Genomic DNA, 14742 nt, shown 5'->3' with positions numbered 1-14742 from the left:
ATAGCCTGTCAACAGGACTCATTTCGTAACCTATTGGGGGTAATTAATGGAGAATTGATTGAACATCCAGGTTTGCGGGAAGTGAAAATTGTGAAATGTCATATGTGGGATGTGAAATGTCATATGTGGAGTTTGAAACTTGAAACTTGAAATTTGGAGTTTGGAATTTGGAGTTTGGGATTTGAAACGTGGAATTTAGAAACACTTCACTCAGGACATTATTTCGTAATGAAAATTTAATAAGAATTATTTCATTTTTTGAAAAAATCAAAGCTATATTTGCCGAAAAAATCAAATTCCGATTCAAGGATTATTTCAAAAAAGCCCTTATAGAAAAAGAATTTGAAAAGGCTTTCATCAAACATTGCAAAACCTACTGCAATGCCAACCAAGTCGATTTGATTTAATACCAAAACCGCTACTGTACATTTTACAAAAGAACGAAGCGTCATTCCCCAGACAATTCTGTTCGACTTGAAAAACACTGGCGAGATAATTTTATGTTTAAAAGAATATCAAATGAAGAATTTTTACTTCTTATTAGTAATATGCGTATTTATTGCCTGCAAAAAGGACACTCCTAAAATTATTCCTGTAGTAAAGAAAGCTACCCCAGCCATTATACTTACTGACGAAAGAAAGGTGACCATTGACACGGCTTTAATTGGTACTTTTAAAAGCGAAACGCTTAAACAGTTCTACAACTCATCCGAAAACTCTACAGTTTGGGGAAACTTAAAAAAAAGAACTTATGTGTTGTCGCAATTGTCAAATGCCGAACACTTAGGCCTAAATCCTGAGGATTATAAAGCTTCGAGGCTAAAAAAATTCGAAAGCAAAATCAGCTCACTAAGCGATGCTGATCTGGCAACGTATGATATTTTGCTTACTTATAATTTTGAAAAGTACCTCAACCACCTTTATAAAGGAAAACTTGATCCTAAAAAACTTTATACAGACTGGGACTTAGAAGAGAAAACATTTGATGTGAACAATGTCCTGATAAAAGCGTTCAATAAAAATAAACTGGACAGCATTGTCGACGGTATTCAGTCAAAGGCATCTCCTTACAAACAGCTATTAAAAGCATTGGAAATTATCGATACTTTTCCTGATGACGACGTTAAAACAATTGAATCAGTCAATAAAATTGTTTTAAACGATACCAATAATGCTTTGATCAACATCAAAAAAAGGCTTTTGTACTGGAAAGACATGACCGGAAAAGACAGCCTTACTTCAATTTACGATCAAAAAACTTTTGAATCGATTAAAAAGTTTCAGGAAAGACATGGCCTGGCTGCTGACGGAGTTATTGGAGTAGGAACCATAAACGCTTTAAACTTTTCGAAAGACAAAAGAAAAAAACAGATCATTGCTAACTTAGAACGCTGGAGATGGTATACTACTGATTTAGCCGAAAATTACTTTATTATCAACATTCCTGATTACAGTTTACATGTTGTCGAAAGCCAGGACACTACTTTGGTTCGTAATATTGTAGTAGGAACAAGTAAAAGAAAAACCCCAATTATCACTTCGAAATTAAAAACAGTAGTTTTTAACCCAACCTGGACGGTACCACCAACTATTTTAAAAGAAGATGTGGTTCCGGCAATGAAACGCAATCGGAATTATTTAGCCAATAAAAACATTACTATTTATGATACTTCCGGAAATGTAGTCCAGCCCAATGCCTGGAACGAAAATAAACCCGGAAATTACCGTTATGTTCAAAGTCCCGGTTACAACAATGCTTTGGGGTTGATGAAAATTTTATTTCCAAACAACCATAGTGTTTATCTGCATGACACCAACCACCGCAATAATTTCGGAAGAAGCAACCGTTCTTTAAGCTCGGGATGTGTTCGTGTAGAAAATCCGCTGGAACTGGCTGAGCATATTTTAGGGGATTCAACAAATTGGTCCAAAGACAAAATTGATACTATAATTGCCTCCAAGAAAACAACGAGTATCCGAATTACCAAAAAATACGCCTTATACCAATGGTACTGGACAGCATGGAGCAAAAAAAATCAGCTCATTTTCAGAGCTGACATTTATAATTTAGATTCAGATTTGTATGCTAAGCTAAGAAATTAACCTCTCTTCCATCGCGAAACTTCTGGATGGATGATAGATATACAAAAGCGATTTGTTTTTTATGATCTCGATGATTTCTTTAGTCATCTCCATTGGAATTGCCGGACATCCCTGACTTCTACCCAATCGTTTGTTATTTCTAATGAACGATTCCGAAACATAATCAGCACCGTGCATTACAACTCCACGTTCACGGGCATTGTCATTAACACCGTTTTCCAGTCCGTCTAAACGCAAAGAAGTGCCGTGTTTTCCCTGATATATTTCACCCGTTGCATAAAATCCTAAACTGCTTTTGAAAGATGAATTTGCATTTGAAAAATTAGATGCAAATTCTTCTCCGGTATTTCTACCATGAGCAACTAAGGAATTAAATAAAACAGTATTGGTTGCCAGATCGATTACCCACAAACGTTTTGTGTTTGAAGACAAACTAAAATCGATAAGTGTCAGGATATCTTTTTGAATTACACCTCTTTCTTTCAAGAGGTAAAACCCCTTTAGAGCCTCAGAAAAAGTTCTAAGTTCAGGAAGTGAAAAATGATTCGGATTTAAAGTATTATAGATACTTTCAATTTTAGAATCAACAGTAAGTGTTTTAACTTTAGCGATAGTTTTCACAGTCGCCTTTTTAACTTCGGTGGTATTATTTGAATCTTTACCAAAAGACAACAGTAAAAACACCAGTAACGGATAAATCTTGTAAATCATTGAATTTCTTTAGGTTAAACAAAGCTTGGGGTTTGGCAAAAGTATAAAAAAAATGTACCTGTCAAAATTTAAGACTATAAATCAGCCCTATTTTGTTGAAACTTTAACAAAATCAAAGTAATAAATTAGCATTTAGACCAAAAAACAAATATTTTTGTAGGAGGTTTACCCAATGATAAAAATAAACGCGCTTTTACGTACTTTTCTTGCAAAAAAGACAGAAAAATCATTTATTTCAATTAAAACTGTAACATTTTAAAAAAAATCGGGTCTATTAACAAAAGCCATTACATCCATTTTTCGATTCTTAAAACCGCATGAAAAAATTAGTTTTTATTAGCTTCCTTTTCTTTTCTTTTTGGGGTTATGCCCAAAAGAAAATCCTGCAAGCTCAATTGACTAAGGAAAATATTTTAATTGATGGAAAAATTGACGAACCGGCTTGGAAAAATGTTACACCCGCTTCAGATTTTGTAATGTACCAACCCGATAACGGTAAACCTATTCCGGACAATCAAAAGACTGAGGTTAGAGTTCTGTACAACAATGACGCGATTTATATTGCTGCACTGCTGTATGATGATCCCAATAAGGTTTTGAAGGAGATTTCACAGCGTGACAATTTCGGAACAGCCGATTTGTTTGGAGTCTTTATAAATGGTTTTAACGACGGTCAGCAAAATTTTCAGTTTTTTGTTTCAGCGGCTGATGTTCAGGGTGACTGTATCATGACAGATGCCAATGGCGAGGATTATTCATGGGATGCTGTATGGATCAGTAAAGCGGTGCTGAATGACAAAGGCTGGGCGGTCGAAATAAAAATTCCGTATGCTGCCTTGCGTTTTTCTGGGGAAGACAAACAAACCTGGGGAATTAACTTCTTCAGAGAGATCAGACGGGAACGTAAAAAATACACCTGGAATTTGATTGATACCAAAATAGGAACGTTTACCCAACAAAACGGTAATCTGGAAGGAATAATCAATATCAAACCTCCTACCCGATTGTTTTTTATGCCATATGCTTCTTATTATTTAAATGCATCCGACAGTCAAAAAACGTTCGCCACTTTAAAGGGCGGAATGGATATTAAGTACGGAATAAACGATGCTTTTACGCTTGATGCCATTCTAATTCCGGATTTTGGACAAACCAAATACGACGATCAAATTTTAAACTTAGGACCTTTTGAGCAGCAATTTAACGAAAACAGGGCCTTTTTTACAGAAGGAACCGACTTGTTTAACAAAGGTAATATGTTTTATTCCAGAAGGATTGGTGGCAAACCTTCAATAGAAATCACTTTAAAAGACGATGAAAAAATAATTGAAGAAGTTCAGAATGTAAATCTGATTAATGCTTTAAAAATCTCCGGAAGAACGAAAAAAGGATTGGGAATTGGAATTTTAAATGCCGTTACCGAACAAACCTTTACCACTATACAAGATACTATTTCAGGTAAAACAAGACGCGAAGTCGCAGAACCTCTCACCAATTATAATGTACTAGTTTTAGACCAGCGATTCCGCAAAAATTCTTCTGTTACTCTTATCAATACCAACGTGACCCGAAATGGACATTACAGGGATGCTAATGTGACCGGACTGGCTTGGGATTTAAGAACCAAAGCCAACACTTACAGTTTATCAGGCAATGTAAAATACAGTTTGATTAATAATACCGAAGACAAGAACGGCGTCTTCAGCACCATTCGTTTTGCCGAAACCACCGGAAACTATCGTTACAGCATTGGCTCAGATTATGTTTCCAAAGATTTTGACCCTAACGATTTAGGAATTAACTTTTACACCAACTATTACAACATCTACGGAAATGGAAACTATCGCATTCTTAACCCAACAAAGGTTTTTAATACTTTTAGAGTTGACTATGATATGTATACCGAATTCAACAAAGAATCGGGGAAAGTTCAGGAAAACAGGATCAGTACTGAAGTCAAGCTTTCTACCTTAAAAAATAATTTTTACGGTGCCGGGATCGACCTTTTCCCCTTAAAGTCACATGATTATTACGAACCGAGAGCAGAAAACCGATATGTTATCATTCCAAGAAAAATAGAACTTTGGGGAAGTGTTTCAACCAATTACAACAAGAAATTTGCTTTGGATTTAAATCCATTTGTGATTTTTGCTGATGAAGAAGGAAGGATGGCTTATGGTGTAGACGCCGGACCAAGATATCGCTTTAACGACAAACTTTTGATGATCTATAGTTTTAGTTTCCTGCGAAGAAACAACAACAAAGGCTATATTGACGATTTTGACGACGACAACATTGGCAGCACTCCTGAAACAATTGTTTTTGCCAATCGAAACGTCATCACCTATTCGAACAGTCTGAGCGGAAAATATGCTTTAAACAGTGCCATGACGCTCAACCTCGCCGTGAGACAATATTGGTCGTATGCCGAAAACAAAAATATACTTGAACTTCAGGAAGACGGAACCTTAACCCCTTATCCGCAATATACCAAAAACAAAAACTCCAGTTTTTATTCCTGGAATACTGATTTATCCTATTCCTGGTGGTTTGCCCCGGGCAGTCAGCTTTCGGTTTTGTATCGCAACAATGGCGCTAATTTTGAACGCATTATCAACAAAGACTTTAAACACAACATAGCCGATTTACTGAACAATCAGGCATTAAAACACATCTTTTCAGTAAGTGTGAAATATTTTATAGACTATAATGCTGTCAAAAATAAGATCAGAAAAAGAGCCTAGTGTGAATTAATTTTAAAATTTTTAGGGTTCTTTAACTAAATTATTATTTTTTAATACGCTTCATTTTATTAACCATAATTGTCACCGTGCTTTCTTGTCCATTTTAGAAATGACTTATCTTTGTAAAAAACAAAAACTAATGAACAAGAAAGTTATCCTTATGATTTTAGACGGTTGGGGAAAATCTCCTGACCCTAAAGTATCTGCAATAGACAATGCAAATGTTCCTTTTATAAATAGCCTTTACAAAAATTACCCAAGCGCACAACTTCGTACTGACGGATTAAATGTTGGTTTACCTGAAGGCCAAATGGGAAACAGTGAAGTGGGTCACATGAATCTTGGTGCCGGAAGAATTGTATACCAGGATTTAGCCAAAATAAACTTAGCCGTAGCACATCAAACACTAGCAAAAGAACAAGTACTTATTGATGCTTTTACTTATGCTAAAGAAAACAATAAAAAAGTTCACTTTTTAGGATTAGTTTCTGATGGGGGTGTTCACTCTCATACCTCACACTTACGCGGATTAATTGATACTTCACAGGAATACGGTCTGGAGAATGTTTTTGTTCATGCTTTTACGGATGGACGTGATGTTGATCCTAAATCAGGGGCAAAATACATCCAGGATTTAGAAGAACACATTAAAGATACTCCTGTAAAAATTGCTTCAATCGTTGGCCGTTATTACGCAATGGATCGTGACAAACGATGGGAACGTGTAAAACTCGCTTACGACCTAGTGGTTAATGGCTTAGGAACTCCCTCTAAAAATGCAGTAGCAAGTGCCCTTGACAGTTATGCACATGATGTTACCGATGAGTTTATCGCACCAATCGTAATGGTTGACGAACAGGAAAAACCATTAGCAACAATCGTTGAAGGTGATGTGGTTATCTTCTTTAACTTTAGAACCGACAGAGGTCGTGAACTTACAGAAGCGCTTTCACAGCAGGACTTCCACGAGCAAAACATGCACAAATTAAACCTGTATTATGTGACGCTTACCAACTACGACGAAACGTATCAAAACGTAAAAGTAGTTTACAACAAAGACAATATCACGGAAACTCTTGGCGAGGTTTTGGAAAAAGCAGGTAAAAAACAAATTCGTATTGCCGAAACCGAGAAATATCCGCACGTTACCTTTTTCTTCTCCGGAGGAAGAGAAACACCATTTGAAGGAGAATCTCGTATTTTAAGAAATTCTCCAAAAGTAGCCACTTACGATCTACAGCCGGAAATGAGTGCCTTTGAATTAAAAGATGCTCTGGTTCCTGAATTGAACAAAGGTGAGGTAGATTTCGTTTGCTTAAATTTTGCCAATGGCGACATGGTGGGGCATACCGGAATCATGAGTGCCGCAATTAAAGCCTGCGAAGCGGTAGATGCCTGCGTAAAAGAGGTTATCGAAGCTGCTCTTGCCAACAATTACACTACAATTGTTATTGCCGATCACGGAAATTGCGAAACGATGATTAATCCTGACGGAAGTCCAAATACAGCACACACAACTAATCCGGTGCCGATTATTTTAGTAGACAAAGAGCTGAAAAATATTCAAAATGGGGTACTGGGCGACATCGCTCCTACTATTCTGGAGTTAATGGGCATACAGCAACCCAACGCTATGACTTGCCATTCATTGTTATAGTATTCAGTCGCAGTTTTCAGTCTGAGTTTCCATAGTATTGGATCCTCAAAATAAATAATCCCGGCAGGTTTTTAAAAATCTGTCGGGTTTGCTATTTTAAAACGGGAATGAAACTGAATATTGTGACTGAGACCGTGACTGAATAGTCGCAGTATTCGGTCGCAGTTTTCAGTCTGAGTTGCGATAGTATTGGATCTTCAAAATAAATAATCCCGCAGGTTTTTAAAAATCTGTCGGGTTTGCTATTTTAAAACAGGAATGAAACTGAATATTGTGACTGAGACCGTGACTGAATAGTCGCAGTATTCGGTCGCAGTTTTCAGTCTGAGTTGCGATAGTATTGGATCTTCAAAATAAATAATCCCGGCAGGTTTTTAAAAATCTGTCGGGTTTGCTATTTTAAAACGGGAATGAAACTGAATATTGTGACTGAGACCGTGACTGAATAGTCGCAGTATTCGGTCGCAGTTTTCAGTCTGAGTTGCGATAGTATTGGATCTTCAAAATAAATAATCCCGGCAGATTTTTAAAAATCTGTCGGGTTTGCTATTTTAAAACGGGAATGAAACTGAATATTGTGACTGAGACCGTGACTGAATACCGTGACTGAATACCGAGGCTGAATACTGAGACTGCGACTGAATACTAAAAAAAAATTAGCATAAATAAGAGTTAAAATTTCTTAATCAATAGTAATACTATTATCTTTGCATGAAAAATATTTTTTTATGCAAATTATACTATCAAATATAAAAATGCAAGTCAACGAAAAGATCTATGTAAAAGATCCGGAAACATCTGCGTTGGGAAAAAAAATAATTGAACAGAGTATTCTTCTAATTGACGATATTGGTTTTGATAATTTTACATTTAAAAAATTAGGCGAAAAAATAGGTTCAAACGAAAGTTCGATTTATCGTTATTTTGAAAACAAACACAAACTTTTGGTCTACCTGTCTTCATGGTATTGGAGCTGGATGGAATACAAACTAGTTTTTACGACTACGAATATCGCAGACAAGCAGGAAAAACTAAAAAAAGCCATCACCATAGTTACCGAAAAAATAACAGACGATACTTCAACCGAGCATATTAATGAAGCCATTTTAAACAGAATCATAATTGCCGAATTCACCAAAACGCTCCACACAAAAGAAGTCGATCAGGAGAATAAAGAAGGCTTCTTTGTCATTTACAAAAGGGTTATCAATCGAGTTGTTTCCATTGTAAAGGAAGTGAATCCCGATTATCCATTTGCTAAATCACTGGTTTCAACTATTGTTGAAGGAAGTTTACATCAGCATTTTCTAACGGATCATTTAAAAACAATTACAGATTGTAATGAAACGGTTACGACCACTCAATTTTACCTAAACCTTGCAGAAAACGTTTTGCGCTAATTATAATAAAAAACAGTATGACTCCTTTAAAAAGATTTTACCATTTACTAGAACTGGACAAAAAAGACATTTACCAGATTTTTTTCTATGCCATTTTTGCCGGATTAGTCAGTTTATCACTTCCATTGGGAATTCAGGCCATTATTACTTTTATACAATCCGGAAGAGTTAGTGTTTCCTGGATTGTACTTATTATACTTGTAGTGGGTGGTGTGGCTCTTGTTGGTGTGCTGTCGTTCATGCAATTGCGTATTACAGAAAACTTACAGCAAAAAATCTTCGTACGTGCTTCTTTTGAATTTGCAGCCCGTCTGCCTAAAATAAAATCAGAAGAATTGTACGGTACTTATCCGCCGGAACTAACAAATCGCTTTTTTGACACACTTACAATTCAAAAAGGAACTTCAAAATTACTAACCGATTTTTCAGCTGCTTTACTTCAGATTACCTTCGGAATTATTCTGCTCTCCCTATACCATCCTTACTTTATTGTGTTCGGACTTTTATTGTTCCTCCTTTTATACTTTATTTTCAAATTTTCGTATAAATCAGGTTTAGAGACCAGTTTAAAAGAATCCAAATTCAAATACAAAGTGGCAGGCTGGTTACAGGAAATGGCTCGTAATAATTTTAGTTTCCGCAATGAACTGAATTATGATTTTGCGCTTCAAAAAAACAATTCAATCGTAGCGGGTTACCTTAATTACAGAGAGAAACACTTTAGCGTAATCAAAAAACAATTTACCCAATTGATTATTTTCAAAGTCATTATTACCGCAAGTTTACTCTCAATTGGAGGTTATCTTGTGCTGAGTCAGGAAATGAATATCGGGCAGTTTGTTGCCGCAGAAATCATCATTTTACTGGTGATTACATCGGTAGAAAAAATCATCCTTGGATTGGAGAGCTTCTACGATGTTTTAACTTCTGTGGAGAAAATTGGACAGGTGACTGATTTAGCTTTAGAGGAGAACTCCGAGTCTGATTCCTTAAATGATCATTGTTACAACAGCATCTCTTTAGAAACAGAGAACTTAAAATTCAAATTTCCGGATTCTCCAACGAATGCCTTAGATTCCATTTCATTAAAAATCGATCAGGGTGAAAAAATTGTCATTGAGGGTGAAAACGGATCAGGAAAAACAACTCTTATCAGGGTATTATCCGGTTTATTAAGACAAAGTTCGGGAGCTTTTTATATCAATGATGATACTTTTAGAAAAATAAATCTGAAACAATATCGCTCGCAGATTGGCAGTATCATTCACAATGAAACACCATTTGACGGGACAATTCTAGAAAACATCACTTTTAACGATCCTTTGATAAGTACCGAAGATCTGAAATGGGCACTGGATGGCGTTCAGCTTAGTCCGCTAATAAAATTGTTGCCCAAAGGTCTGAACACCCATATTCATCCTGAAGGAAAACAACTATCATCTTCTAATGCTCAAAAAATTCTTTTGGCCAGAAGTATTATTCACAAACCAAGAGTACTTTTTTATGAAGATCCAACGGATACTATGGACGAAAATGTTGCCAATGAAATTATAGATTTTATTACTTCTGAAAAGAACAAATGGACCATCATCGTTTCTTCCAAAAATCCATATTGGAAAACTAAATCGACACGAAAAATTACAATGCAAAACGGTCAAATTATACTGGATCAAAAAAACAAATAAGCCATGTTAAATATCTCTGACAATAAAACAAAATTACAGCCGCTTGATCGCTATGAGACTGTAAGAAACTTAAGCAACAGGCCACACTATAAAATTCTAAACCGAATCATCATTGCATCTTCCATTTTAGGAATCATTGCGCTTTTATTGCCGTGGACGCAAAACATTTCGGGTTCAGGGTCAGTAACCACTTTAAAACCCAACCAAAGGCCACAATCGATCCAGAGTGTGATTTCGGGACGTATTGAAAAATGGTACGTACAGGAAGGAGATTTCGTTAAAAAAGGAGACACGATTCTGTTTATTTCTGAGATCAAAGAAGATTATATGGATCCTAATTTGGTTGAAAATACCAAAAATCAGGTAGATGCCAAGAAAAACTCTTTGGAATCGTATGGCGAAAAAGTAACAACACTTTCGGGACAAATTCAAGCTATCGAAAATGAAAAAAGACTAAAACTGGAACAAGCCAGAAACAAAGTCAAACAATCTCTTTTAAAAATAAAAAGCGACAGTATCGATCTGATTGCCGTAAAAACACAGCTGCGAATTGCCAACACTCAATACAACCGTTCGGTACAATTAAACAAAGAAGGATTGAAACCGCTTACGGATGTGGAGGAAAAACGTTTAAAACTACAAGATGTTGATGCTAAAATCATCACACAGGAAAACAAATACCTGACCAGTAAAAATGAGTACATCAACGCCAAAGTGGAGATTAACAGAATTACGGCGGAGTACGGTGAAAAAGTAGCCAAAGCAAGAAGCGACCAGTTTACAACACTGAGCAATAAATTTGACACTGAAGCACAGGTGAGCAAACTCGAAAATCAATATGCCAATTACAGCTTACGTAATGGTATGTACTACATCAAAGCGGTGCAGGACGGTTATATCAACCGCGCTTTACAGGCAGGTTTAGGTGAAACAATAAAAGAGGGAACACCAATTGTAACGATAATGCCTTCTCATTACGATATTGCAGTAGAAACCTACATCAGTCCAATTGACCTGCCTTTGATCAGAAAAGGAGAAAAAGTACGTGTTTGGTTTGACGGATGGCCTACCATTGTCTTTTCAGGATGGCCGGATATGTCCTACGGAACTTTTGGAGGTACAGTTGTGGCGATAGAAAACTTTATTAGCGATAATGGTAAGTACCGAATTTTGATCGCTCCGGATCCTAACGAGACCAAATGGCCAAAACAATTAAGCATTGGTTCCGGCGCCCAAACGATTGCGTTGTTAGACACTGTGCCTATTTGGTTCGAAATCTGGAGAACTCTAAACGGATTCCCTCCTAATTATTACAAAAGCGCTCAAAAAGTAACTAAAGAAAAAAAATAATGAGACCAATACTTATCGCTTTTCTTTTCTTGGGCTGTGCCGTTTTTGGCCAGCAGCCTTTCTCAAAAGAACTCACCTACAATGAGTTTTTGGGATATGTAAAAAAGTACCACCCATTGGTTAAAAATGCTAATTTGGAAGTAAGCAAGGCACAAGCCAATCTAATGATGGCTCGTGGTGGTTTTGATCCAAAAATCGAAGTAGATTTTAGCCAAAAACAATTTAAAGACAAAGAATATTATTCGATTCTAAACAGCAGTTTTAAAATCCCTACCTGGTATGGAATTGAACTTAAAGCAGGATTCGACAATAACGAAGGGGTTTATCTTAATCCGGAGAACACAACACCCAATCAGGGTTTAACTTCTTTTGGCATCAGTGTTCCGCTTGGACAGGGATTGTTTATCAACCAAAGAATGGCAGATGTTCGAAAAGCTAAAATTCAGATCAAACTAAGTGAATCGGAGCGAAAACTTCAGGCCGTTAGTATTCTATATGATGCATCGCTTGCCTATTTCAATTGGAAGAAGAATTTTGAAGAAATGAAACTTTACGAAATGTACAGTAAGAATGCCGAAATTCGTCTGGAAGGCATAAAAACCCTCATCACTCAGGGAGACAAACCGGCTATAGATAGCATTGAGGCTGGGATTATTGTAAAAAACAGAGCCTTAAGCCTTGAAGATTCTAAATTAAAACTAACAAAAGCCAAACTCGAATTGTCAAATTTTATGTGGCTGGAAAACAATATTCCGTTGGAAATTTCAGACGAGCTTGTGCCGGAAACAGCACTCGAATCAACCTTGCAGGAAACTTTAAAAACAAACGATCTTCTGCAAAGGGATACAAACTTAGAAGCGCATCCGAAATTAAATGCATTACAGAATAAAATTGACATGCTAAAGGTTGAAAAAGACCTGAAGCAAAACATGTTGCTGCCTAAAATAAATGTGGGGTACTCCTATTTGTCTGAACCCAGATATGTTGACAAATATAAATTTGACGATTACAAGTTTGGTTTAGAGTTTTACTTCCCTTTGTTTCTTAGAAAAGAACGCGGAAGTCTAAAACTAGCCAAATACAAACTTCAGGAAAATGAATTTGCATTGGCTCTGGAACGAACACAGCTGACCAACAAGATCACTGCACAAAAAGTAGAAATCAATTCACTGATTAAACAAAAAAAACTGGCTAAAGATTTAGTAGAAAACAACGTCGCTATGTTAACCTCAGAAGAACGATTATTCTCTTTTGGAGAAAGCTCTTTGTTTCTTATCAATACGAGGGAGAATAGCCTTGTTAGTGCAAAACTGGCTTCAATCGCTCTGGAAAACAGATTTTATATCTCCAACTCAGAGCTATTCAAAATCATGGCCAATCCCGAATAATTTTTAAATCTTAGGAGTGATCTAACTAGTAAAGCGTTTCTTTAAATAAGGATAGATCACTCATAAGATTAAATTCGGCGTCATTACTTTAACGCATAGAAACATAGGTTTTACAGCTGTAAAAAAGGCGTTTCACTTTAAATAAAACGCAGAGAGCTATGCAGGCGAAATATATTTATTTTGACTATTTTTCTCCCACAGATTTAGCAGATTAGGCAGATTTCTTTAAATCTTTTTAATTCGTTTAATCTGCGAGAAAAACTTTTACCACACAGAAGCACAGCTCCTTATACGCCAGAAAAGAATACCTATAAATCACATCCAACAGGCTAAACCAAATAATGATATGTCCACTCGACGGTATAAATCACGAGTCCGATAAGACCTCCTACCAGCGTCCCGTTGATTCGGATGTATTGCAAATCTTTACCGATTTCCAGTTCTAGTTTTTCCGAAACTTCTTTTCCGTCCCAGCTTTTTACCGTAGAGGAAATTAAATCTCCTATCACTTTTTTATTATTCAGAAGAATAGAAAGCAAATCATTCTTGATGAAATTATTGATTTTGTCAATCATAACTGCATCTTCTTTTATTCCGTTTCCGAAACCCTGAATTAAGCCCGAAATACTTTTCTTAATCGACGACTCATCACCTTTTTTCAGATCAGTTGAAATCGATTCTTTTATTTCGTCCCAAATTCCGTTAACATAATCCTGAACCTCTTTTTTGCCGGCAAAACTCAGAATCATGGTATTGATCTTTACCCTCATCTCCTCTGAATTCTTTACCTTATCTAAAAAGTCATAAACATATTCGTCTATTTTAAGTCTGATCGCGCTTCCGGGATGTTTTGCTTCGTTAAGGAAATCAGCAAGCCCATTAAAAACGCCTTCCGTAATGCTTTTATCGGCCAGACCAAAACTCAGAAACGGGGTTGACTCTTTTACTTTTTTCCGAATCAGGTCTTTATTATTACTAAGTTCTGTACTCATAACATTAAGCACGTTGGTCAGCAGCTCATCCTTCACCTTCCCTTTCTGCAAAGGCTCTAACGCCAGCGCTACCCAATCGCCAAAATTGACAGCCTCTAGTTTTTCTTTGAACTGAGTTTGAATAAATCGTTTGATATCTTCATCTTTTATCGTTTTTAAAACTCCCGGAATAATATTTAAAGCTACTACACTGGCAATTTTATTAGCATTTTCAGACTGTGAAAGCCAATCGGAAGCTTTTGTTGCGAAATTAAACTCTTCCAGTTTTATTTCGAGTTTTTCCCGATTCAGAAATTCTTCTGAAACGAAATTCCCTAAGTTTTCACCTATTTCGTTTTTCTTGGTCGGAATAATTGCAGTATGCCAAATCGGGATTCCCAGTGGATGACGAAACAAAGCCACCACAGCAAACCAGTCTGCAATTCCCCCTACCATTGCTGCCTCACTAAAAGCCTGAAGCATTGGAATCTTAAAATAAACCGCTATAATAAATAAAACTACTGCAAAGCCTAAAAGCGCCAATGCATTCCGTTTCATCCGTTTTAAAGCTTTTCTTTTGGATATATTTTCATAATCTACAGACGTTTCCATAATTAATTGATTTTAATCCTTACTAATTTACGTTTTTTCTGTGAACTATTAATTCCTATTAATTGTCTGATCGCCACGAATTCACGAATTTCTATTTTTAAACTTTACGCATACATATTGA

Annotated in this window: 9 protein-coding genes; 7 read left to right on the top strand and 2 right to left on the bottom strand. The window is 36.3% G+C overall.

What is annotated here, in order from left to right; genetic code table 11:
* The first annotated feature begins 519 nt into the window (after nucleotides 1-519).
* Complete coding sequence (locus OGZ34_RS08665) at nucleotides 520-2103, top strand: L,D-transpeptidase family protein (protein WP_173965523.1); 1584 nt, start codon at nucleotides 520-522, stop codon at nucleotides 2101-2103.
* Here OGZ34_RS08665 and OGZ34_RS08660 read toward each other — a convergent pair.
* Nucleotides 2092-2814 (bottom strand): murein L,D-transpeptidase catalytic domain family protein, encoded by a 723-nt coding sequence (locus OGZ34_RS08660; RefSeq protein WP_173965522.1) that lies wholly within the window; start codon nucleotides 2812-2814, stop codon nucleotides 2092-2094. The genes OGZ34_RS08665 and OGZ34_RS08660 overlap by 12 nt on opposite strands.
* Before the next feature lie 317 nt (nucleotides 2815-3131).
* On the opposite strand from OGZ34_RS08660, the gene OGZ34_RS08655 reads away from it, so the two are divergent.
* The 6 genes from OGZ34_RS08655 (at nucleotide 3132) to OGZ34_RS08630 (ending at nucleotide 13038) form a co-directional block, all read left to right on the top strand.
* Nucleotides 3132-5558, top strand: a complete 2427-nt coding sequence (locus OGZ34_RS08655; RefSeq protein ID WP_263362766.1) for a carbohydrate binding family 9 domain-containing protein — start codon at nucleotides 3132-3134, stop codon at nucleotides 5556-5558.
* 139 nt (nucleotides 5559-5697) lie between these two features.
* Nucleotides 5698-7215, top strand: coding sequence for a 2,3-bisphosphoglycerate-independent phosphoglycerate mutase (gpmI, locus tag OGZ34_RS08650; RefSeq protein ID WP_263362765.1), 1518 nt, complete (start codon nucleotides 5698-5700; stop codon nucleotides 7213-7215).
* Between the two features lie 728 nt (nucleotides 7216-7943).
* Nucleotides 7944-8615 carry a TetR/AcrR family transcriptional regulator gene (locus OGZ34_RS08645; protein WP_173965519.1) on the top strand — a complete coding sequence of 224 codons (672 nt, stop codon included), beginning with the start codon at nucleotides 7944-7946 and terminating at the stop codon, nucleotides 8613-8615.
* Nucleotides 8616-8632: 17 nt separating this feature from the next.
* Nucleotides 8633-10300: a peptidase domain-containing ABC transporter gene (locus tag OGZ34_RS08640; protein WP_173965518.1), complete on the top strand. Its 1668-nt coding sequence runs from the start codon at nucleotides 8633-8635 to the stop codon at nucleotides 10298-10300.
* 3 nt (nucleotides 10301-10303) lie between these two features.
* On the top strand, nucleotides 10304-11650 hold the full coding sequence (locus tag OGZ34_RS08635; RefSeq protein WP_173965517.1) for an HlyD family secretion protein: 1347 nt from the start codon (nucleotides 10304-10306) through the stop codon (nucleotides 11648-11650).
* Nucleotides 11650-13038, top strand: a complete 1389-nt coding sequence (locus OGZ34_RS08630) for a TolC family protein (protein ID WP_263362764.1) — start codon at nucleotides 11650-11652, stop codon at nucleotides 13036-13038. The genes OGZ34_RS08635 and OGZ34_RS08630 overlap by 1 nt, the downstream gene beginning before the upstream one ends.
* Nucleotides 13039-13367: 329 nt before the next feature.
* Here OGZ34_RS08630 and OGZ34_RS08625 read toward each other — a convergent pair whose 3' ends face one another.
* Complete coding sequence (locus OGZ34_RS08625; protein WP_263362763.1) at nucleotides 13368-14621, bottom strand: DUF445 domain-containing protein; 1254 nt, start codon at nucleotides 14619-14621, stop codon at nucleotides 13368-13370.
* Between the last annotated feature and the right edge of the window lie 121 nt (nucleotides 14622-14742).

Source organism: Flavobacterium collinsii (genome assembly GCF_946903285.1).
Classification (GTDB): Bacteria; Bacteroidota; Bacteroidia; order Flavobacteriales; family Flavobacteriaceae; genus Flavobacterium; species Flavobacterium collinsii.
This window is presented reverse-complemented; position numbering and strand designations above follow the sequence as displayed.